The 17,747-nt window shown below is 71.9% G+C and carries 16 protein-coding genes; 4 read left to right on the top strand and 12 right to left on the bottom strand.

What is annotated here, in order from left to right:
• Positions 1-23: 23 nt before the first annotated feature.
• Entirely contained in the window at positions 24-695 is a 672-nt protein-coding gene (nucS, locus tag OHA91_RS12820; protein WP_031148292.1) for an endonuclease NucS, read from the bottom strand.
• Positions 696-914: 219 nt separating this feature from the next.
• Between nucS and OHA91_RS12815 the strand changes: the two genes are divergently transcribed.
• On the top strand, positions 915-1,307 hold the full coding sequence (locus OHA91_RS12815) for an SCO5389 family protein (RefSeq protein WP_030037139.1): 393 nt from the start codon (positions 915-917) through the stop codon (positions 1,305-1,307).
• 23 nt (positions 1,308-1,330) lie between these two features.
• Here OHA91_RS12815 and OHA91_RS12810 read toward each other — a convergent pair whose 3' ends face one another.
• Entirely contained in the window at positions 1,331-2,362 is a 1,032-nt protein-coding gene (locus tag OHA91_RS12810) for an LLM class flavin-dependent oxidoreductase (protein ID WP_031148295.1), read from the bottom strand.
• Positions 2,363-2,591: 229 nt separating this feature from the next.
• Between OHA91_RS12810 and OHA91_RS12805 the strand changes: the two genes are divergently transcribed.
• Positions 2,592-2,918, top strand: a complete 327-nt coding sequence (locus OHA91_RS12805; RefSeq protein WP_031148297.1) for a hypothetical protein — start codon at positions 2,592-2,594, stop codon at positions 2,916-2,918.
• A gap of 41 nt (positions 2,919-2,959) precedes the next feature.
• On the opposite strand, the gene OHA91_RS12800 is transcribed toward OHA91_RS12805, so the two are convergent.
• The 7 genes from OHA91_RS12800 to mce all read right to left on the bottom strand — a co-directional run bounded on the left by OHA91_RS12800 (position 2,960) and on the right by mce (position 13,265).
• Complete coding sequence (locus tag OHA91_RS12800; RefSeq protein WP_031148299.1) at positions 2,960-3,796, bottom strand: ABC transporter permease; 837 nt, start codon at positions 3,794-3,796, stop codon at positions 2,960-2,962.
• A complete protein-coding gene (locus OHA91_RS12795; protein ID WP_031148301.1) occupies positions 3,793-4,908 on the bottom strand; it encodes an ABC transporter ATP-binding protein in 1,116 nt (371 codons plus the stop codon). Before OHA91_RS12795 ends, OHA91_RS12800 begins: the two co-directional genes overlap by 4 nt.
• 153 nt (positions 4,909-5,061) lie before the next feature.
• A complete protein-coding gene (locus OHA91_RS12790) occupies positions 5,062-5,838 on the bottom strand; it encodes an ABC transporter permease (RefSeq protein WP_031148303.1) in 777 nt (258 codons plus the stop codon).
• 2 nt (positions 5,839-5,840) lie between these two features.
• Positions 5,841-6,854, bottom strand: coding sequence for an ABC transporter ATP-binding protein (locus OHA91_RS12785; RefSeq protein ID WP_031148305.1), 1,014 nt, complete (start codon positions 6,852-6,854; stop codon positions 5,841-5,843).
• Between the two features lie 100 nt (positions 6,855-6,954).
• Positions 6,955-7,893, bottom strand: coding sequence for a coiled-coil domain-containing protein (locus OHA91_RS12780; RefSeq protein ID WP_030660359.1), 939 nt, complete (start codon positions 7,891-7,893; stop codon positions 6,955-6,957).
• A gap of 196 nt (positions 7,894-8,089) precedes the next feature.
• Positions 8,090-12,646, bottom strand: coding sequence for a polarized growth protein Scy (gene scy, locus OHA91_RS12775; RefSeq protein ID WP_328739247.1), 4,557 nt, complete (start codon positions 12,644-12,646; stop codon positions 8,090-8,092).
• 190 nt (positions 12,647-12,836) lie between these two features.
• A complete protein-coding gene (gene mce / locus OHA91_RS12770; RefSeq protein ID WP_031148310.1) occupies positions 12,837-13,265 on the bottom strand; it encodes a methylmalonyl-CoA epimerase in 429 nt (142 codons plus the stop codon).
• Positions 13,266-13,400: 135 nt separating this feature from the next.
• Here mce and OHA91_RS12765 point away from each other — a divergent pair, with 135 nt between their 5' ends.
• Positions 13,401-14,600, top strand: a complete 1,200-nt coding sequence (locus OHA91_RS12765; protein WP_266497642.1) for an acetyl-CoA C-acetyltransferase — start codon at positions 13,401-13,403, stop codon at positions 14,598-14,600.
• 77 nt (positions 14,601-14,677) lie between these two features.
• A complete protein-coding gene (meaB, locus tag OHA91_RS12760; RefSeq protein WP_031148315.1) occupies positions 14,678-15,658 on the top strand; it encodes a methylmalonyl Co-A mutase-associated GTPase MeaB in 981 nt (326 codons plus the stop codon).
• Between the two features lie 40 nt (positions 15,659-15,698).
• Here meaB and OHA91_RS12755 read toward each other — a convergent pair whose 3' ends face one another.
• The 3 genes from OHA91_RS12755 to OHA91_RS12745 all read right to left on the bottom strand — a co-directional run bounded on the left by OHA91_RS12755 (position 15,699) and on the right by OHA91_RS12745 (position 17,738).
• On the bottom strand, positions 15,699-16,280 hold the full coding sequence (locus OHA91_RS12755) for a PepSY domain-containing protein (RefSeq protein ID WP_328739246.1): 582 nt from the start codon (positions 16,278-16,280) through the stop codon (positions 15,699-15,701).
• A gap of 116 nt (positions 16,281-16,396) precedes the next feature.
• Positions 16,397-16,873 carry a MarR family winged helix-turn-helix transcriptional regulator gene (locus tag OHA91_RS12750; protein ID WP_031148319.1) on the bottom strand — a complete coding sequence of 159 codons (477 nt, stop codon included), beginning with the start codon at positions 16,871-16,873 and terminating at the stop codon, positions 16,397-16,399.
• A 64-nt stretch (positions 16,874-16,937) separates the two neighbouring features.
• Positions 16,938-17,738 carry an AIM24 family protein gene (locus tag OHA91_RS12745; protein WP_031148321.1) on the bottom strand — a complete coding sequence of 267 codons (801 nt, stop codon included), beginning with the start codon at positions 17,736-17,738 and terminating at the stop codon, positions 16,938-16,940.
• Positions 17,739-17,747 lie beyond the last annotated feature (9 nt).

Raw genomic sequence — 17,747 nt, 5'->3', positions numbered from 1 at the left:
AGCCGTTTCGTTTCAACGGGGGGTCAGAACAGGCGGAGCTTGTCGTCCTCGATGCCGCGCAGGGCGTTGTAGTCCAGGACCACGCAGTCCATCCCGCGGTCCGTCGCCAGCACCTTCGCCTGCGGCTTGATCTCCTGCGCGGCGAAGACGCCGCGGACCGGGGCCAGGTGCGGATCGCGGTTGAGCAGCTCCAGGTAGCGGGTCAGCTGCTCCACGCCGTCGATCTCGCCGCGGCGCTTGATCTCCACCGCCACCGTCGCGCCCGAGGCGTCCCGGCACAGGATGTCGACCGGGCCGATCGCCGTCATGTACTCGCGGCGGATCAGGGTGTAACCCTCGCCCAGGGTCTCGATGCGGTCGGCGAGCAGCTCCTGGAGGTGCGCCTCCACGCCGTCCTTGATGAGACCCGGGTCGGTGCCGAGCTCGTGGGAGGAGTCGTGGAGGACTTCTTCCATGGTGATGATGAGCTTCTCGCCCGCCTTGTTGACGACCGTCCACACGCCGGCGTCGTCCCCGCTCCCCTCTTTGAGGGTGCACGGAGGCGACATCCAGTTGAGCGGTTTGTACGCCCGGTCGTCCGCGTGGATCGAGACACTGCCGTCGGCCTTCACGAGGATCAGACGGGGTGCCGAGGGCAGGTGGGCGGTGAGCCGGCCCGCATAGTCGACGGAGCAGCGGGCAATCACGAGACGCATGGTCGGCAACGCTACTCGACCTACGGCCCTCCACGCGATTCGCCCCTGAAAGCCCCGTTCGCCGATGGCGCGTTGTATGCGCATTCTCCTGGTGCGTCACCCAGCGGGCGCCTACCGTGGTGAGCGGGAGGTTGTCGAGCGTGCACTCTGCGTCGCGATCTCCTTCCCTGCCCGTAAGACTCCGGCAACCAGTCAGCCGGGGTCGCGAGAGGAGAACCCATGTCGCTCGACGTCTCACCGGCCCTACTCGAACAGGCCGAGCGAGGCGAGGTCGACGAAGCCGCTTTCGTCGACTGCGTCCGGACCTCCCTGCCCTTCGCATGGGAGATGATCAGCTCGCTGGTGGCCCAGCTGAAGGTGGACGGCGGACAGTTCGCCGACAACCAGACGCCGCCGCCCGACGAGCAGGCGCGTGGGCAGCTGTTGCGCGCACTCGCTAGTGACGCGATACGCGGTGCGCTGCAGCGGCACTTCGGAGTGCGCCTGGCATTCCAGAACTGTCACCGGGTGGCGGTCTTCCCGCTGGATCCCTCGGTGGACGACCGGCTGGCCAAGTTCACTTCGATCCGCGGTCAGCTGCTCAACCAGTCGCCGGAACTGCGGGACTGCTGAGCCGAGGCCCGAGCCGGTAGATCTCAGCCGAGACGGGGCAGGACTTCGGCGCCGAGTCGTCGTACGTTCTCCTCCGTCGCGGCGAGATCTCCGGAGCCCTCCGTCAGGAGGGCGAAGCGCGTGATGCCCGTGCGCGCCGAGGTGGCCGCCAGGCGGTCCGCCGCCAGCTCCGGGGTGCCCACCGGATGCAGGTCGCACAGCAGTTCCGTGTAGGCGACGGGATCCCGCATCGCGCGCACGCGGCCGTCCACGGTCACGTGCGCGTCCAGGCCCAGCCTGAGCCAGCCCGGCATGGACTTCAGCAGGGTCTCGCGCGCGCCGGCGGTGCTGTCCGCGATCTGGCACACCCCGGCGGAGACGTGCCCGGCCGCGGCGACGTGCTCGGGGGAGTGGCCCGCCGCCAGCGCCGTGCTGCGCCACAGTGCGACCATCTCGGCCTTGTTCTCGTCCCCGCAGTGCATGCCCAGCAGCATCGGCAGCCCGCGCCGCGCGGCCATCCGCACCGACGACGGCGAGGTGCAGGCCACGATGACCTCCGGCCCCGACCCGTCCCCGTCCAGGGCCTCCGACGGCCGCGGTACGACGGCCACCTCGCGGAAGGCGTACCGTTCCCCGGCGGCGCCCACCCGCGCCTCGGTGAGCCATCGGCGCAGCAGGTCCAGGGACTCCGGGAAGCCGTTCTCGTAGGCGTCCAGGCCGCCTCCGAAGACCTCCAGGTCCACCCACGGCCCGCCGCGCCCCACCCCCAGGGTGAAACGGCCGCCCGACGCCACGTGCAGCAGCGCCGCCTGCTCCCCGAGGGCGACCGGGTGCGTGCTCGGCAGCACGCTCACCGCCGTACCCACCCGCAGCCGGCGGGTCCGGCCCAGCAGCAGGCCCGCCAGGGTCACCGCCGACGGGCAGACCCCGTACGGAACGAAGTGGTGCTCGGCCAGCCAGACCGAGTCGAGCCCGGCCTCCTCCGCCACCTCCGCGGTCCGCACCGCCCGGTGCAGTGCCTCGCCCTGTCCCTGGCCCGGGAACTGGGCCGCCAGTACAAATGCTCCTACGCGCATCGCCTTCATCCTCCTCGCGACTGACGCGGCCTCCCCAGGTGGACCGGTTCTTCCTATGGCAACAACGTCTGACACGTGCCAAAGGCACGGGCTGACACGAAAGTTATTGGGATTGTCGGGCCAGTACCGGTCATCGGCCCGTCCCCCCGTAGACACCCTGCGGGTACCCGGCCTCGCTGCGCGTAGTCTGGAAGAAAGTCACTGCCGTCGGCTCATCCGTGAGGTATACGTGTCACCGCGCAACAACCGCCCGAGGGGCGGCGAGAACCCGGACGACCGCCCCGGTATCGGCCTGGACCGCTTCGGGCTGGAGCGCACCGAGGAGTACCAGGGCGAGGACTGGAAGGTCAGACACGTCGCGGGCGCGAGCGCGGCGGGCAAGCGCTACCGCTGCCCCGGCTGCGACCAGGAGATCCCCTCCGGCACCCCCCACCTGGTGGCCTGGCCCGAGTACGGCGGCGTGGACGACCGGCGGCACTGGCACAAGGCCTGCTGGAACGCGAAGGACCGCCGCACCACGAAGGTGCAGCGGTCCCGCAACGCGCCGAAGTACTGACCCCGGCGGCGACGCGCCGGCCGGCCGGGACAGGACGCGGCCTAGACGTCCCGGCGGCCGACCATCACGTACGAGGCGGCCACGGCCGCTCCCGTGATCAGCACGACGAGCAGCAGGTTGGAGAGGTTGCTCGGCGCCGCGCCCAGGTCACCGCCCTCCTCCATCCCGAACAGCTGGCTCAGCGCCACCGGGACGTTGCGCTGGAGGATCTCCTGACCGATGGGGGCCACCGCCTCCCAGACCATGAGCATGGCCCCCAGCACCGGCGGCAGCGTGACCACGCCGAGCATGACGGCGATCGCCCCCGCCGAGTGCCGCACCAGCGCGCCGATCGCGAGGGCGAGCACGCCGAGCAGGGTGACGTAGAGGCAGCCGGCCGCGGCGCCCAGCCACTCGTCGGCCTCGTGCCGGCCGGCGGCGGCCCCGCCGTGGGCGAGCGAGGCGGCGATCCCGACCACGAAGACGGACAGCGTCGTGGCGACGAAGGCCGTGATGCTGAAGACGAGGTACTTCGCGGTGAGCACCCGGAAGCGGTCGGGGGCGGCGGTGAACGTCGTCCGCACCAGTCCGGTGGCGTGCTCCGAGGAGATGGTCAGCACACCGAGGACCATCACGGCGACCTGGCCGACCATCAGGCCGAAGAGGGCGGGCGTGGTGAAGGAGATCGACTCGTAGTCCCGGTCCACCGTCTGCGCGACGAAGAGCAGCCCGATGCCGACGACGGTCAGCACGAGCGCGCCCAGCGTCCACAGGGTGGAGCGGATCGAGATCAGCTTGGTCCACTCCGAGGCGAGGGCGTGCCCCAGGTGCGGCCGCGGCGAGGGCAGCGGAGAGCTGTAGCTCCGCGGCCGGTCCGGCGTCGTGGTCGTCTGGGTCATCGGGTGTCCTCTGGGGCTTCCTTGGCGGCGCTCGCGAGCTCGCCGGGATTGCTGGGCATCAGGAAGGGCTTCCCGCCCGCGCCGGGGGGCGGCGGGGCGAAGAAGCCCGCCTGCGGGACCTCGGGGGCCGCCTGCTCGTCCTCCCAGGCCGGGAGGGCCAGCGGGTCCTGTTCCCACAGCTCGGCCCGCGGGTCGTCGGTGGAGGTGTACTCGACGGCGGACTGAGTCATCCGCATGTACGCCTCCTCCAGCGAGGCATGGTGCGGGGACAGCTCCCACAGCCGCACGCCGGCCGCGTGCGCGAGGTCGCAGATGCGGGGCAGCTCCAGCCCGGTCACGCGCAGTGCTCCGTCGGGCTCCTGGAGGACCCGGCCGCCCGCCTTGGTGAGGGCCGTACCCAACGCGTCCCGGCCATCGGGATCGGTGTCGGCCGCACGCACCCGAGCGAATCCGGCCGAGTTGTGCGCGATGAACTCCTGCGTTCCCATGTCGGCCAGCAGCCGTCCGCGGCCGATGACGATCAGGTGGTCGGCGGTCAGCGCCATCTCGCTCATCAGGTGCGAGGAGACGAAGACGGTGCGGCCCTCGGCGGCGAGCCGGCGCATGAGGTTGCGGACCCAGAGGATGCCCTCGGGGTCGAGCCCGTTGACCGGCTCGTCGAACAGGAGCACCTGTGGGTCGCCGAGCAGCGCCGTGGCGATGCCGAGGCGCTGGCCCATGCCGAGCGAGAAGCCCTTCGTACGCTGCCGGGCCGCGTCCTGGAGGCCGACGACGGCCAGCACCTCGTCCACCCGCTTCTCCGGGATCCCGGAGAGCTGGGCGATGGACAGCAGGTGGGTGCGGGCCCGGCGGCCGCCGTGCACGGCCTTGGCGTCGAGGAGGGCCCCGACGTGCCGCTGGGCGTTCGGCAGCTCCCGGAAGGGGAAGCCGTTGATCGTGACATGACCGGAAGTGGGTCGGTCCAGGCCGAGGATCATGCGCATGGTCGTGGACTTCCCGGAGCCGTTCGGCCCCAGGAATCCCGTCACGTGACCCGGCTTGACCTGGAAGGACAACTGGTCGACGGCGGTCTTGGCGCCGTAGCGCTTGGTCAGGCCGACTGCCTCGATCATCTTGCTGCCCCTTACCAGGCCGGGACGACTCTCGCCCGTGTAAGGGTTAAGAGGATAGCGAGGATCCTACGGTTCCGCCCCGGGCCGGATCCCTGACCCGTCCCCGAGGCCGACCCTGGAATCACCCGTAGTCCTTCCGGAGGGCGCCGGCCGTCAGGCGTCCCTCTTGCTGAGGACGAGATGGCCCCCGAGTGCCGCGGCTGCCGCCCACAGGACCATGATCCCGAGACCGCCCCACGGGCCGTAGGGCGCGTCAGAGGGGCCGACGGGGGAGGGCACGGTCTGCATGATCGCGGACCCGGCCTGGTTGGGCAGGTAGTAGGCGATCTTGCGGGTGGCGTCGACCAGGCTGAGGACGATGGGCAGGATCAGGACGAAGGTGATCAGGATCGAGATCGCGGCGGCGGTGTTGCGCAGCATCATCGACACACCCATCGCGAACACCGCGAGCAGCGCCATGTACAGGCCGACGCCGATCACCGCGCGCAGGACGTTCTCCTCGCCGAGCGTGGTGCGGTGCTCACCGAGGAGGGCCTGGCCGAGGAAGAAAGACAGGAATCCGGTCGCGAGGCCGACCACCAGCACGAGGGCGGTCGCCACGGCGAGCTTCCCCAGCAGCAGGGAGCCACGCACCGGAACGGCGGCGAGGGAACTGCGGATCATGCCGGTGCTGTACTCGCTGCCGACCACCATGGCCCCGAAGATGAGCACCGCCACCTGGCCGAAGAGCATCCCGGAGAAGCTCATCTGGGTGGCGTCGAAGGCGATCTGCTCCGGCTCCGGCATGGAGTCGAAGGTCGCGTTGACCACGGCGCACAGACCGGCGCCCATGGCGACGGTCACCAGGAGCGCGGTGGCGAGCGTCCAGCTGGTGGAGGCCACGGTGCGGATCTTGGTCCACTCGGACGTGAGGACGGCGGAGAAGGCCATGGTCACTGCCCGCCCTTGCGCGTGGAGTCGGTGGCGTCGAAGCCGGCGCCCCAGGCGGGGACGTCGGCCGGCCGGGCCGGGTTGTCGCTGGCCGCGCCGGGTGCGCCCGGTGCGTGGGCGTGGTACTCGACGGAGTCCGCCGTCATGCGCATGAACGCTTCCTCCAGTGAAGCCCGTTGCGGGCTGAGTTCGTGCAGCACGATCTGGTGCCGGGCGGCCAGCTCGCCGAGCTGCTCCGCGCCCACGCCGTCGATCTCCAGCGTGCCGGTGGCGGGGACGCCGACGGCGTCGATCCCGGCCTCGTGCAGGACGTCCTTGAGCCGCTCCTGCTGCGGCGAGCGCATCCGGACGTAACTGCGGGAGTTCTGGTGAATGAAATCAGCCATAGAGGTATCGGCCAGTAGTCGTCCCTGTCCGATGACGATCAAATGGTCTGCAGTGAGGGCCATTTCGCTCATCAGGTGGGAGGACACGAAGATCGTGCGTCCCTCTGCCGCCAGGCCCTTCATCAGATTGCGGATCCAGAGAATTCCTTCGGGATCCAGACCATTGACGGGCTCGTCGAACATGAGGATCTGCGGATCGCCCAGCAATGCGGCGGCGATTCCAAGCCGTTGGCCCATGCCCAGCGAAAATCCTTTGGACTTCTTCTTGGCCACGGGCGTCAGTCCGACCAGGTCCAGCACCTCGGCGACCCGGCGCTGCGGGATGCCGTTCGACTGGGCCAGACAGAGAAGGTTGTTGTAGGCGCTGCGGCCACCGTGCATGGCCTTCGCGTCCAGTAGCGCCCCGACGTGCTTGAGCGGCTCCCGGAGCTCCCGGTAGCGCTGGCCGTAGATGCGGACCGCACCGCTGGTCGGGTTGTCGAGGTCGAGCATCATGCGCATCGTCGTGGACTTGCCGGCCCCGTTGGGGCCGAGGAAGCCGGTCACCACCCCCGGTTTGACCTGGAAGCTGAGATTGTCGACCGCTGTCTTCGCACCGAATCGTTTGGTGAGGCCATCGAGCTCGATCATGCGGTCACGCTAGAACGCCCGAGGGCCCTACGCCACCTCAAATGGGTGACATAGGGCCCTCGATCAGGCTCAATGGCTACCTGGGGGTCATGCCCCGTGGTCAGCGGCTCTGCTGCGCCGGCACGCCGCGGGTGACCGGCTCGTCGTCCACGATCGGGTTGGCCGCCGCGACGGCCGCGCCGGTGAGCGTCGCCAGCATCTCGCGGACGTTGGTCAGCTGCGCGTTGATCGAGTCGCGGCGGTTGGTGAGCGCCGCCAGCTCGCGCTCGGACTCGCTGCGGATGCGGTCGGCCTTGGCGTTCGCGTCGGCCACGATGTCCTCGGCCTGGCGCTGCGCGGTCTCCACGGTCTGGCGGGCCCGGCGCTCGGCGTCCGTACGCAGCTTCTCGGCCTCCAGGCGCAGCTGCTCGGCGCGGTGCTCGATCTCCGCGAGACGCTTCTCGGCCTTGGCCTGGCGGGAGGCCAGGTCGCGCTCGGACTGCTCGCGGCGCTTGGCCAGGTTGGTCTCGAAGTCCGCGGCGGCCTGGGCGGCCTTGGCGCGGGTCTCCTCGAACAGGGCGTCGGCCTCCTCGCGCTTGGAGGCCGCGTCCTTCTGGGCCTCGGCGCGCAGGGTGGCGGCGTCGCCCTTGGCCTTCTCGACGATGCGGACGCCCTCGTCCTCCGCCTTCGACTTGCGGTCGGCCGCGAACGACTCGGCGTCGTTGCGCACCTGCTGGGCGGCCGACTCGGCGAGCTCGCGGTGCTGCTCGGCCGCGCGACGGGCCTCCTCGCGCAGGTCCTTCGCCTCCTCCTCGGCCAGCCGGAGGATCTTCTCGACCCGGGCGCCGAGACCCGCGTACGACGGCTCCGCGTCGTTCACCTGGGCCTGGGCGTTCTGCGTCTCGAGGTGCAGCTCCTCGATCCGCTTTTCCAGAGAGTTGATACGTCCAAGGGCGCTGTCGCGGTCGGAGACCAGCTTGGTAATGCGGTCGTCCACCTGACCGCGGTCATAACCACGCCGCACGAGCTCGAAGCCGAAGGGGGAGGAAGTGTCGCTCATGGGGTTCCTGTCGAATGAGACCGATGAGGTGCTACGTGAGGTGTTAAGGGGAATCCTAGGCGCCCAGACGGCGTGTCATCGAGTCAATCCGCGTTTGATCTGGACAATGACACCCCTTTTGAGTGGCAAGGCGGCGGAATGCTTGTCACCCGTTCGCCTGAACCTTCATCAGGTGCGCACATCCCGGACCGCTTGGCTACCCCTCCGACGACTTGCCACCCGAACGAGTGGAACCTGCGGACACTCCGGCTTTCGCACCCCCCGAGCCCTGGCCGCCGACCGTGGGCTTTCCGCCACCCGAAGGCGCCTCGAATGATTCCAACGCCTCAAGAACGTCCTGGACACGGGAGATCTCCCCCTGAATGTCCTGCCGCCGACGGACCAGGACCTCCAGCTCGCGGCGCCCCTCCTCGACGAGGCGTTCGGCCTCCGCCTTGGCCTCCGCCAGGGCCTTCTCGGCCTCCCGGGCCAGCTCGGCCTTCTTCTGCTCGGCCTCCTTGAGCAGCGCCTCCGCCTTGCGGACCGCCGCGATGCGCACCTTGCTCGCCTCGCTGCTCGCGTCCGACAGCAGCTCCTTGGCCTTAGCCTCGGCCTCGACGCTCTGCTCGGTCGCCGCGCGCACCAGCTTGTCCACGCGCTCGCCGGCCGACTTCATCTGCTCGGCCGACTCCCGGCGGGCCCGCTCGTGGAGCTCCTCGACCTCGCCCTCGACGCGGCCCCGCAGCTCCTCCGCCCGCTCCCTTATGGCCGCGGCGTCCGTGCGCGCGCCGACCAGCAGCTCGTTCGCGTCCGTACGGGCCTTCTCCACCAGGGAGTTGCCCTCGACGGTCGCCTCCGAGGTGATACGCGCCGCCTCCTTGCGGGCCGCGTCGACCATGGCGTCGGCCTGCTCCTCGGCCGCCGTGGTGGCGGCGAGGGCCTGCTTCTGCGCGTCGACGATGAGGTTGTCGGCCTCGGTGGCCGCCTCGGTGATGAGGCGGTCGACCTGCTCCGCGGCCTCGCTGCGGCGCTTGTTCGCCTCCTCGCGGGCCTCGTCCAGCAGCCGCTCGGACTCCGTACGGGCCTCCGCGCGGGTGCGCTCCGCCGCGGCGGCGGCCTCCGCCTTGACCCGCTCGGCCTCCGACCGGGTGCGGGTCGCGTGCTCCTGCGCCGAGGACAGCGCCTCCGATGCGTCGGCGCGCAGCCGCTCCGCCTCGGACGCCGCCTCGCCGACCGTGCGCTCGTTGTCCTTGCGGGTCTGCTCGGTGAGCTTGTCCGCCTCGGACGCCGCCTCGGTGATGAGCCGGTCCGCCTGCTCGGCCGCCTCGGTGCGCAGCCGGTTCGCCTCGGCGCGCGCCTCGTCCAGCATCTGCTCGGCGTCGCGTTCGGCGCCGGCCAGGGTCTCGTTGGCCGCGACCGTGACGCGGTCCGCCTCCGCGGTGGCCTCGCCGATGATCCGGCCGCCCTCCGCGCGGGCGTCGTCCAGGACCCGGGCCGCGTCGGCGCGCAGCCGCTCGGCCTCCGCAGCGGCCTCGCCGATCGTGGCCTCGTTGGCCACACGGGTCTCGTCGATGAGCCGGTCGCCCTCGGCACGCGAGTCGACCATGATCTTCGCGGCGTCCCGCTCGGCGCTCGCCAGCGTCTCGGCCGCCTGCGACTTCAGCCGTGCCGCCTGGGTGGTGAGGCGTTCGGCCTCTTCCGCCGCCTCGCCCACGGTGGCCGCGTTCGCGGCGCGGGTCTCCTCGATGAGGCGGTCCGCCTCCGCCGAGGCCTCGGTGATGAGCCGGTCGACCTGCTCGGCGGCCTCGGTACGCAGCCGGTTGCCCTCGGCCCGGGCCTCGTCCAGCGTCGCCGCGGCCGCGGTGCGGACGGCCTCGGCGGCCTCCGCCGCCTCGGTGGTGAGCCGGGCGGCCTCCGCCTCGGCATCGGCGACCATGGCCGCGTTCGCCGCGCGGGTCTCCTCGGTGATCCGCTCGGCCTCGGCCGCAGCCTCGGCCGTGATCAGCACTCCCTCGGTGCGCGAGGCCTCCAGGGACTCCGCCGCCTCGCCGCGGATGCGGTTCGCGTCGTCGCGGGCGTCGGCCCGGGTACGGGCGGCGTCCCGCTCGGACGCGGCCAGCGCGTCCGTGGCCTCGGTGCGCACCCGCTGCGCGTACTCGGCGGTGTCGGCGCGCAGCTGCTCCGCCTCGGCGATCGCCTCGCCGACGGTCCGCTCCGCCAGCGCCTTCGCCGCGTCCGTCTCGGCGCGCGCCTCGGTGCGGATCCGGCCCGCGTCCTCGGTGGCACGCTCCCGCTCCGCGTAGGCGTCGGAACGGACCCGGGCGGCCTCTTCCTCCGCCTCCGTCTTCGTGCGCTCCGCCACGTGCTCGGCGGCGCTGCGCAGCCCGGAGATCTCCTCCTCGGCCTGCTCGTGCAGCCCGGCCACGGAGTCGCGCACCTGCTGGGCGGTGGCCTCGGCCGCCGACACCAGCTCGGACGCGCGCTTCTCGGCCTCCTCGGTCAGGCGGGCCGCCTCGGCCTGCGCCTCCTCCGAGCGGCGGCGGGCCGCGGCCAGCAGCTCCTCGCTCTGCTCGCGGGCCTGCGCCCGCTCCTGGTCGGCGTCGGTCCGGGCCGACGCCAGGGTCTCCTCGGACTCCCGGCGGCGCCGGGCGGCCTCCTCCTGTGCGGCGGCCAGCGCCTCGGCGGCCTCCTCGGCGACCCGCTCGGCCGCCGCCTTCGCCTCCGCGCGCAGCCGGTCCGCGGTCTCCTGGGCCTCGGAGCGCACGCGCTCCGCCTCGGCCTCGGCCTCGCCGCGCAGCCGTACGGCGACCTGCTCGGCCTCCGCGCGCACCCGGCCGGCGTCCTGCGCCGCCTCTGTGCGCAGCTGGTCGGCCTCCGCCTCGGACTGCGTCCGGAGCGTGCGGATGCGTTCCGCCGACTCGGCGCGCAGCCGGTCGTTCTCCTCGGTCGTCTCGCGGCGGATGTTCTCCGCGGCCGTACGGGCGTCGCGCAGCGTCTGCTCGGCCGTGGTCAGCCGGCTCTCGGCCTCCGTGTGCAGCCGTACGAGCTCCTCGTCGGCCTCCGCCCGCTTCGCGGCCAGGGCCTGCTCGGTCTCCTCGCGCCGCGCGAGGGCCGCGGCGTCCGCCTCGGCGCGGACCGCCGCGGCCTGCTCCTCGGCCTCGCCGCGCAGGCGCTCGGCCTCGGCGCGGGTGCGCTCCAGGGTTTCCTCGGCCTGCTTGCGCAGGGTGCCGGCCCGCTCGACCGCCTCGGCGCGGACCCGCTCGCTCTCGGTGGTCGCCCCGCCGCGCAGCTCGTCCGCGTCCGACTTGGCCTTGCCGAGCAGTTCCTCGGCGGTCTTGGCCGCCTCCTCGATCTGCTGGACCGCCTCGCGGCGGGCCTCGCCGCGGATCCGCTCGCCCTCGGCGACGGCCTCCGCGCGCAGCTGCTCGGCCTCGCCGCGCAGCCGCCGGGCCTCCTCCTGGAGCTCGACCGTGCGGGCCCGGTACTCCTCGGTGTCGTCCTTCGCGGCGCCCTTGAGCTCGTCCGCCGTCGTCGCGGCCTGCAGGCGCAGCCGGTCGGCCTCGGCCTCGGCCTCGCGGCGGATCCGCTCGGCCTCCTCGGACGCGGCGCGGGTGGTGGCGCGGGCGTCCTCCGAGGCCTTGTTCAGTACGTCCTCCGCCGTGCGGGCGGCCTTCGCCAGCTGCGCGGCCATGTCCTCGGCCGCGGCCGTACGGGCCTGCTCGCCGGCCTCGGTGCGCTGCCGCTCGGCGTCCGCGCGGGCGTCGGCCAGGGCCTGCTCGGCCTCGGCCTTGAGGAGTTCGGCCTCCTTGGTGGCCTCGCCGACCAGCCGGGCGACCTGCTCCTTGGCGGTGCGGGTGCGCTGCTCGTTGACGGACTCAGCCGATGCGAGCTGGCGCGCCGCGCTCTCCTTGGCCTCCGCGAGGACCTTCTCGGCCTCGGCGCGGGCCTCGCGCAGCGCGGAGTCGGCCTCCTGCACGCGGGATTCGGCGATCCGGCCCAGGTCCAGGGTCTGCTGGCGGGTCTGCTCGGCCTCGGCGGAGCTGGTGGAACGCAGCCGCTCGGCGTGCTGGGCGGCCTCCTGCGCCTGCGTGGAGGCGGCCGTCAGCAGCCGCTCGGCCTCCTTGCGGGCGCGCAGCAGCGTGGCCTCGGCCTCGGCCCGGCCGGCCTCGGAGGCCTCGGCGAGCCGGCGCCGGGTCTCCTCGGCGATCCGGGCGGCCTCGGCGCGGGCCGCGTTCAGGGACTGCTCGGCCTCGGCGCGGGACTCCTCCATGAGGCGGCGCGCCTGGGCCTCGGTACGGGCCCGCAGCTGCTCCGCCCAGGCCACGTTCTCGTTGACGTGCGCCTCGACGGTCTGGCGGCGCTCGTTGAGCTCCTGGTCCAGCCGCTGGCGGCGGTTGACGGCCTCGCTGTGCAGCTCGGCCTGCAGGCGCGCCTGGTGCTCGGCGTGCTCCTGGAGGATGCGCTGGGTCTGCGCCCGCGCGTCGCGCAGCTCGCGCTCGGCGTCGGAGCGCATCTGGTCGGCCTGGATCTGGGCATTGCGGAGCAGCTGCTCCGCCTGGTACCCCATGTCCGCACCGTCGTAGGCAGGACGGGACGCGAGGGCCCGGCGTACCTCGTGGAGCTTGGCGCGCAGCACCTCGACCTGGTATCCCAGGTCCTCAGCGTGCTGGACGGCCTTCCCGCGCTCCTTCTTCAGCCGCTCCATCTCGGCCTCGAAGCGCGAGAGATGGTCGGCCTCGGCCTGATGGCTCTCCTGGCTTTCGTAGCCCCGCACAGCGCGGTCCCATCCGTCCCCTGGTCGCAAGCTCACTCCCAATGAGCATCGCTCGCCCGCTGAACGACGCCCCCGGGGGAATGGTGTCAGATACCGGGGCAGGGGTCACAGGCCCCGACCCTCTCCGCACCGAACCCCGGCCGAGCCATGGCCACTCTACCGGCCGGGGAATCGGGCCATCAGTGGTCCATCAATGGTCGGGGCCGGAGGTGACCAGTTCGGTCAGGACGCCGTGGCAGTCCTTGGGGTGCAGGAAGGTGATCGAGGAGCCCATCGAACCGGTGCGGGGCTGGTCGTAGAGCACGCGGACGCCCTTGCCGCGGATGGCCTCCGAGTCGCCCCGGACGTCCTCGGTGCCGAAGGCGATGTGGTGCACGCCCTCGCCGTTCTTGGCGAGCCACTTGCCCACGGCGGAGTCCTCGCGGGTGGGCTCCAGGAGCTGGATGTAGGAGGCGCCGCCGTCGGAGGTTTCGTTGATCTTCAACATGGCCTCGCGGACGCCCTGCTCCTCGTTGACCTCGGTGTGGAACACCTCGAAGCCGTACGTGGCACGGTAGAACTCGACAGTCTTGTCCAGGTCGAAGCAGGCGATCCCGATGTGGTCGATTCTTGTCAGCATGGGGACAGTGCACCGCTGAAGGGGGTCGTCACGCAACGTGCGCGCGATCACACCGGCAGCCCGGTGACCGCTGCGGTACCGCCCAGTACATTCACGTAAACCCTCGTTCACTCCTCATCCAAGGGGCTGTGCCTCATGTCCGGATCGAACAACACCACTTCCGTGATCGTCGCCGGGGCCCGCACGCCCATGGGGCGGCTGCTCGGCTCGCTGAAGTCCTTCTCGGGTGCCGACCTCGGCGGCTTCGCCATCAAGTCCGCGCTGGAGCGGGCCGGGATCTCCGGCGACCAGGTCCAGTACGTGATCATGGGCCAGGTGCTCCAGGCCGGCGCGGGCCAGATCCCCGCCCGCCAGGCGGCGGTCAAGGCCGGCATCCCGATGAACGTGCCGGCCCTGACCATCAACAAGGTGTGCCTCTCGGGCCTGGACGCGATCGCGCTGGCCGACCAGCTGATCCGCGCGGGCGAGTTCGACATCGTGGTCGCGGGCGGCCAGGAGTCGATGACGAACGCCCCGCACCTGCTGCCGAAGTCCCGCGATGGCTACAAGTACGGCGCGGTCGAGATGCTGGACGCGATGGCCTACGACGGCCTCACCGACGCCTTCGAGAACATCGCGATGGGCGAGTCCACCGAGAAGCACAACACCCGCCTGGGCATCGAGCGCGGCCCTCAGGACGAGTTCGCCGCGGCCTCGCACCAGCGTGCCGCCGCCGCCCAGAAGAACGGTGTCTTCGAGGCCGAGATCACCCCGGTCGAGATCCCGCAGCGCAAGGGCGACCCGGTGATCTTCTCGACGGACGAGGGCATCCGCCCCGAGACCACGGTGGAGTCGCTCGGCAAGCTGCGTCCCGCCTTCGCCAAGGACGGCACGATCACCGCGGGCACGTCCTCGCAGATCAGCGACGGCGCGGCCGCCGTGGTCGTGATGAGCAGGGCGAAGGCCGAGGAGCTCGGCCTGGAGTGGATCGCGGAGATCGGCGCCCACGGCAACGTGGCCGGCCCGGACAACTCGCTCCAGTCGCAGCCGTCGAACGCGATCCTGCACGCCCTGAAGAAGGAGGGCCTGGAGGTCTCCGACCTGGACCTCATCGAGATCAACGAGGCCTTCGCCGCGGTCGCCGTGCAGTCAATGAAGGACCTGGGCGTGACCCCGGAAAAGGTGAACGTCAACGGTGGCGCCATCGCCCTGGGCCACCCGATCGGCATGTCCGGCGCCCGCGTCGTGCTGCACCTGGCGCTGGAGCTGAAGCGCCGCGGCGGCGGGGTCGGCGCGGCCGCGCTGTGCGGCGGCGGCGGCCAGGGTGACGCGCTGATCGTCCGCGTCGCCAAGTAGGCAGCCCGGCCGCCGGGCCCGCACCCGGCCCGGCGGCCCGCACGTATCCCGTACGAGAACCGAGGAGCGCAGCACGTATGACGGCGGTGGACGTCCCCCAGCTGGTGGCCCAGGCGCGGGAGGGCCGGCCGAGAGCGGTGGCCCGGCTGATCTCGCTGGTGGAGGGGGCGTCCCCGCAGCTGCGCGAGGTGATGGCCGCGCTGGCCCCGCTGACGGGCGGGGCGTACGTGGTGGGCCTGACGGGGTCGCCGGGCGTGGGCAAGTCGACCTCGACCTCGGCGCTGGTGTCCGCGTACCGCCGGGCCGGCAAGCGCGTGGGCGTCCTCGCCGTCGACCCGTCCTCGCCCTTCTCGGGCGGGGCGCTGCTCGGTGACCGGGTGCGGATGTCGGACCACGCCTCGGACCCGGGGGTCTACATCCGCTCCATGGCCACCCGCGGCCACCTGGGCGGGCTCGCCTGGGCCGCCCCGCAGGCGATCCGGGTGCTGGACGCCGCCGGGTGCGACGTGATCCTGGTCGAGACGGTCGGGGTCGGGCAGTCGGAGGTGGAGATCGCCTCGCAGGCGGACACCTCGGTGGTGCTGCTGGCTCCCGGGATGGGCGACGGGATCCAGGCCGCGAAGGCGGGGATCCTGGAGATCGGCGACGTGTACGTGGTCAACAAGGCGGACCGGGACGGCGCGGACGCGACCGCCCGGGAGCTGAACCACATGCTGGGGCTGGGCGAGGCGCGCGGCCGGGACGACTGGCGGCCGCCGATCGTGAAGACGGTCGCGGCCCGCGGCCAGGGCATCGACGAGGTCGTCGAGGCGCTGGAGAAGCACCGGGCGTGGATGGACGAGCGCGGGGTGCTCGCCGAGCGGCGGGCGGCGCGGGCCGCGCGGGAGGTCGAAACGATCGCCGTCACCGCGCTGCGGGCGCGGATGGCGGACGTCCACGGCGACGCGCACCTGGGCGCGCTGGCCGCCAGGGTCGCCGAGGGTGAGCTGGACCCGTACGCGGCGGCCGACGCCCTCCTGGCAACCCTCACGGAGACTCAGGACCAGGCCCGGGCCTAGGGTCGGGCCTCTTCGCGGCTCGGCGGGGCGGGGTGCTGCCTCAGTTGTTGCCGTCCCCGTCCCCGTCTCCGTCGTCGTCCGAGTCCGCATCGGAGCCGGACTGGGTGACCTTGCCCGTGGTGGGGTCCACCTGGGCGTCCCAGGTCTTCCCGTCCTTGCCCTTGACCTCGACGTGCCAGGAGGCGGTGCCGTCGTCGTCGTCCCATTCGACGGTCGTGACCTGTCCGGGGTGGGCGGCCAGGGCCGCCTTCATCGCCTGCTGGGCGGTGACCTTGGCGGAGACCAGGGCCTTGTTCTCGGCGGCGTTCTCGTCGGTGTCCCGGTTCTGCCCGGTGACCGAGCCGCTCGCGGACACTTCGAGTTCGGCGTGGCCCTTGCCGTCCTTGCCGATCACGTCGACGTGCCAGACGGATCCGTCCTTGTCGAGGGACTCGATCACGCCCGGATAGTGCTTCAGGGCGGCCGCGGCGGCGCTCTCCGCCGTCACGTCGGCGCGCGCGGCGACGGGGGCCGCGGCGGCGGTTCTCGCCGGGTCGGCGGCGGCCGCTGTCGCGACCGCCACCGGACCTCCGGTCATCAGGACGACGGCCGTGGCAGCGGAGACGTACCTGGTGCGCTTCATGGCTGGACCTCCTCAGGCCGGCCAGGGCGCTTCCGGTTGCCCGGCGGCGGCCGGCAGCGGGCGGACACCGCCCATTGTCCGGCCGGCCGCCCCGCGGGGCGCGCCGAGCGCCCCGCTCAGACCTTGCCGCGGGTGCCGCGCAGGTGCTCCGCCACCGGGGTCAGCGAGGCGCGCAGCGCCGCCAGGGCCTCCGGCGGCAGCAGGTCGATGAAGTGCTGGCGGACGGACGCCACGTGGTGCGGGGCGACCTTCCGCATCGTCTCCATGCCCTCGTCCGTGAGCACCGCGTACAGGCCGCGGCGGTCGGACTCGCAGTTGACCCGGCGGACCAGGCCGGCCGCCTCCATGCGGGTGATCTGGTGCGACAGCCGGCTCTTGGACTGCAGGGTGGCCGTCGCCAGATCGCTCATGCGCATCCGGTGGTCCTGCGACTCCGAGAGGTTCACGAGGATCTCGTAGTCGTTGTTGGTGAGTCCGAAGGGCTGGAGATCCTTTTCCAGCTGGTGCATGAGCAGCCTGCTGACGTCCAGGTGGGTGCGCCAGGCGCACTGCTCCGCGTCGGTGAGCCAGCGCGTGGCCGTCTCGGTCTCCATGGTCTCCATGAATGAACTCTACCTAAAAAGTTGAATTGCGTACAAAGGTCGAAAGTCCCGGTCGTCACAGTCCCAGGCGGCGCTGGAAATCACCCAGCTGTCCCGGCATCCGCGGCACGCCCATCTGCCCCAGGGGTCCCTGGCCGGCACCCGGCACGCCCTGCGCGTTGCCCGTGGCCGCCCCCGCGCCCACCGCGCCGATCGACTGCTCGGCCATCAGCATCTCCGAGGACTGCAGCAGCACCGTCCCCGCTCCGACGAACTCGAACTGGTGTTCCTCGCCCGAGGTGCCGCCGATGCCGGTCAGCGAACGCAGTCCGCCCATCACGCCGGACATGTAGCCGTGATCGTAATGGTGACAGGGAGACGGGCAGTCCGCCCAGCCGACGAGCGCCTGGGGGTCCACGCGCAGCGGCGGCTCCATGAACACCACCGGCCCGTTCGAGGCCGCCACGAACTTCCCGGTCCCGATCAGCGTCAGGAAGCCCGGGACGATCGACTGCTTCAGGGCGAGCGAGGGCTGGTACGCGAGCAGGTTGCCCGAGCGGATCGTCAGGTTGCCGTTGTCCAGGTCGTACGAGTTCACGTCGAAGGCCCGGTCGGCCAGCAGCATCTTGCCCTGGCCCTCGGCGACCACCCAGTCGCTGGCGTGCAGCGGGGAGTGGAAGCTGGTGCGCAGCAGGCGGTCGAAGCGCCCGTTCCCGATGCCGTTGAACTCGATGCGCCCGTAGTACGAGATCATCTTGCCCTTCTGCAGGAACCACTGGCTCCCCTTGAGCTCCACGCAGAAGGTGTAGGCGTTCACGTTGTCGTCGGAGGGCAGCGTGTACGGGTCGAAGACCGTCGGGCCGCCGGGCCCGCCCATCACGGGGCC

The organism is Streptomyces erythrochromogenes (assembly GCF_036170895.1).
GTDB lineage: Bacteria > Actinomycetota > Actinomycetes > Streptomycetales > Streptomycetaceae > Streptomyces > Streptomyces erythrochromogenes.
The sequence above is the reverse complement of the archived record's forward strand: the minus strand, read 5'-3'. Positions and strand labels throughout refer to the sequence as shown.

Coding starts and splice junctions, on each gene's coding strand:
- nucS (WP_031148292.1), bottom strand. CDS start 695: ATGCGTCTCGTGATTGCCCGCTGCTCCGTCGACTATGCGGGCCGGCTC.
- OHA91_RS12815 (WP_030037139.1), top strand. CDS start 915: ATGTCGCTCGACGTCTCACCGGCCCTACTCGAACAGGCCGAGCGAGGC.
- OHA91_RS12810 (WP_031148295.1), bottom strand. CDS start 2,362: ATGCGCGTAGGAGCATTTGTACTGGCGGCCCAGTTCCCGGGCCAGGGA.
- OHA91_RS12800 (WP_031148299.1), bottom strand. CDS start 3,796: ATGACCCAGACGACCACGACGCCGGACCGGCCGCGGAGCTACAGCTCT.
- OHA91_RS12795 (WP_031148301.1), bottom strand. CDS start 4,908: ATGATCGAGGCAGTCGGCCTGACCAAGCGCTACGGCGCCAAGACCGCC.
- OHA91_RS12790 (WP_031148303.1), bottom strand. CDS start 5,838: ATGGCCTTCTCCGCCGTCCTCACGTCCGAGTGGACCAAGATCCGCACC.
- OHA91_RS12785 (WP_031148305.1), bottom strand. CDS start 6,854: ATGATCGAGCTCGATGGCCTCACCAAACGATTCGGTGCGAAGACAGCG.
- OHA91_RS12780 (WP_030660359.1), bottom strand. CDS start 7,893: ATGAGCGACACTTCCTCCCCCTTCGGCTTCGAGCTCGTGCGGCGTGGT.
- mce (WP_031148310.1), bottom strand. CDS start 13,265: ATGCTGACAAGAATCGACCACATCGGGATCGCCTGCTTCGACCTGGAC.
- OHA91_RS12765 (WP_266497642.1), top strand. CDS start 13,401: ATGTCCGGATCGAACAACACCACTTCCGTGATCGTCGCCGGGGCCCGC.
- meaB (WP_031148315.1), top strand. CDS start 14,678: ATGACGGCGGTGGACGTCCCCCAGCTGGTGGCCCAGGCGCGGGAGGGC.
- OHA91_RS12755 (WP_328739246.1), bottom strand. CDS start 16,280: ATGAAGCGCACCAGGTACGTCTCCGCTGCCACGGCCGTCGTCCTGATG.
- OHA91_RS12750 (WP_031148319.1), bottom strand. CDS start 16,873: ATGGAGACCGAGACGGCCACGCGCTGGCTCACCGACGCGGAGCAGTGC.
- OHA91_RS12745 (WP_031148321.1), bottom strand. CDS start 17,738: ATGGGCGGGCCCGGCGGCCCGACGGTCTTCGACCCGTACACGCTGCCC.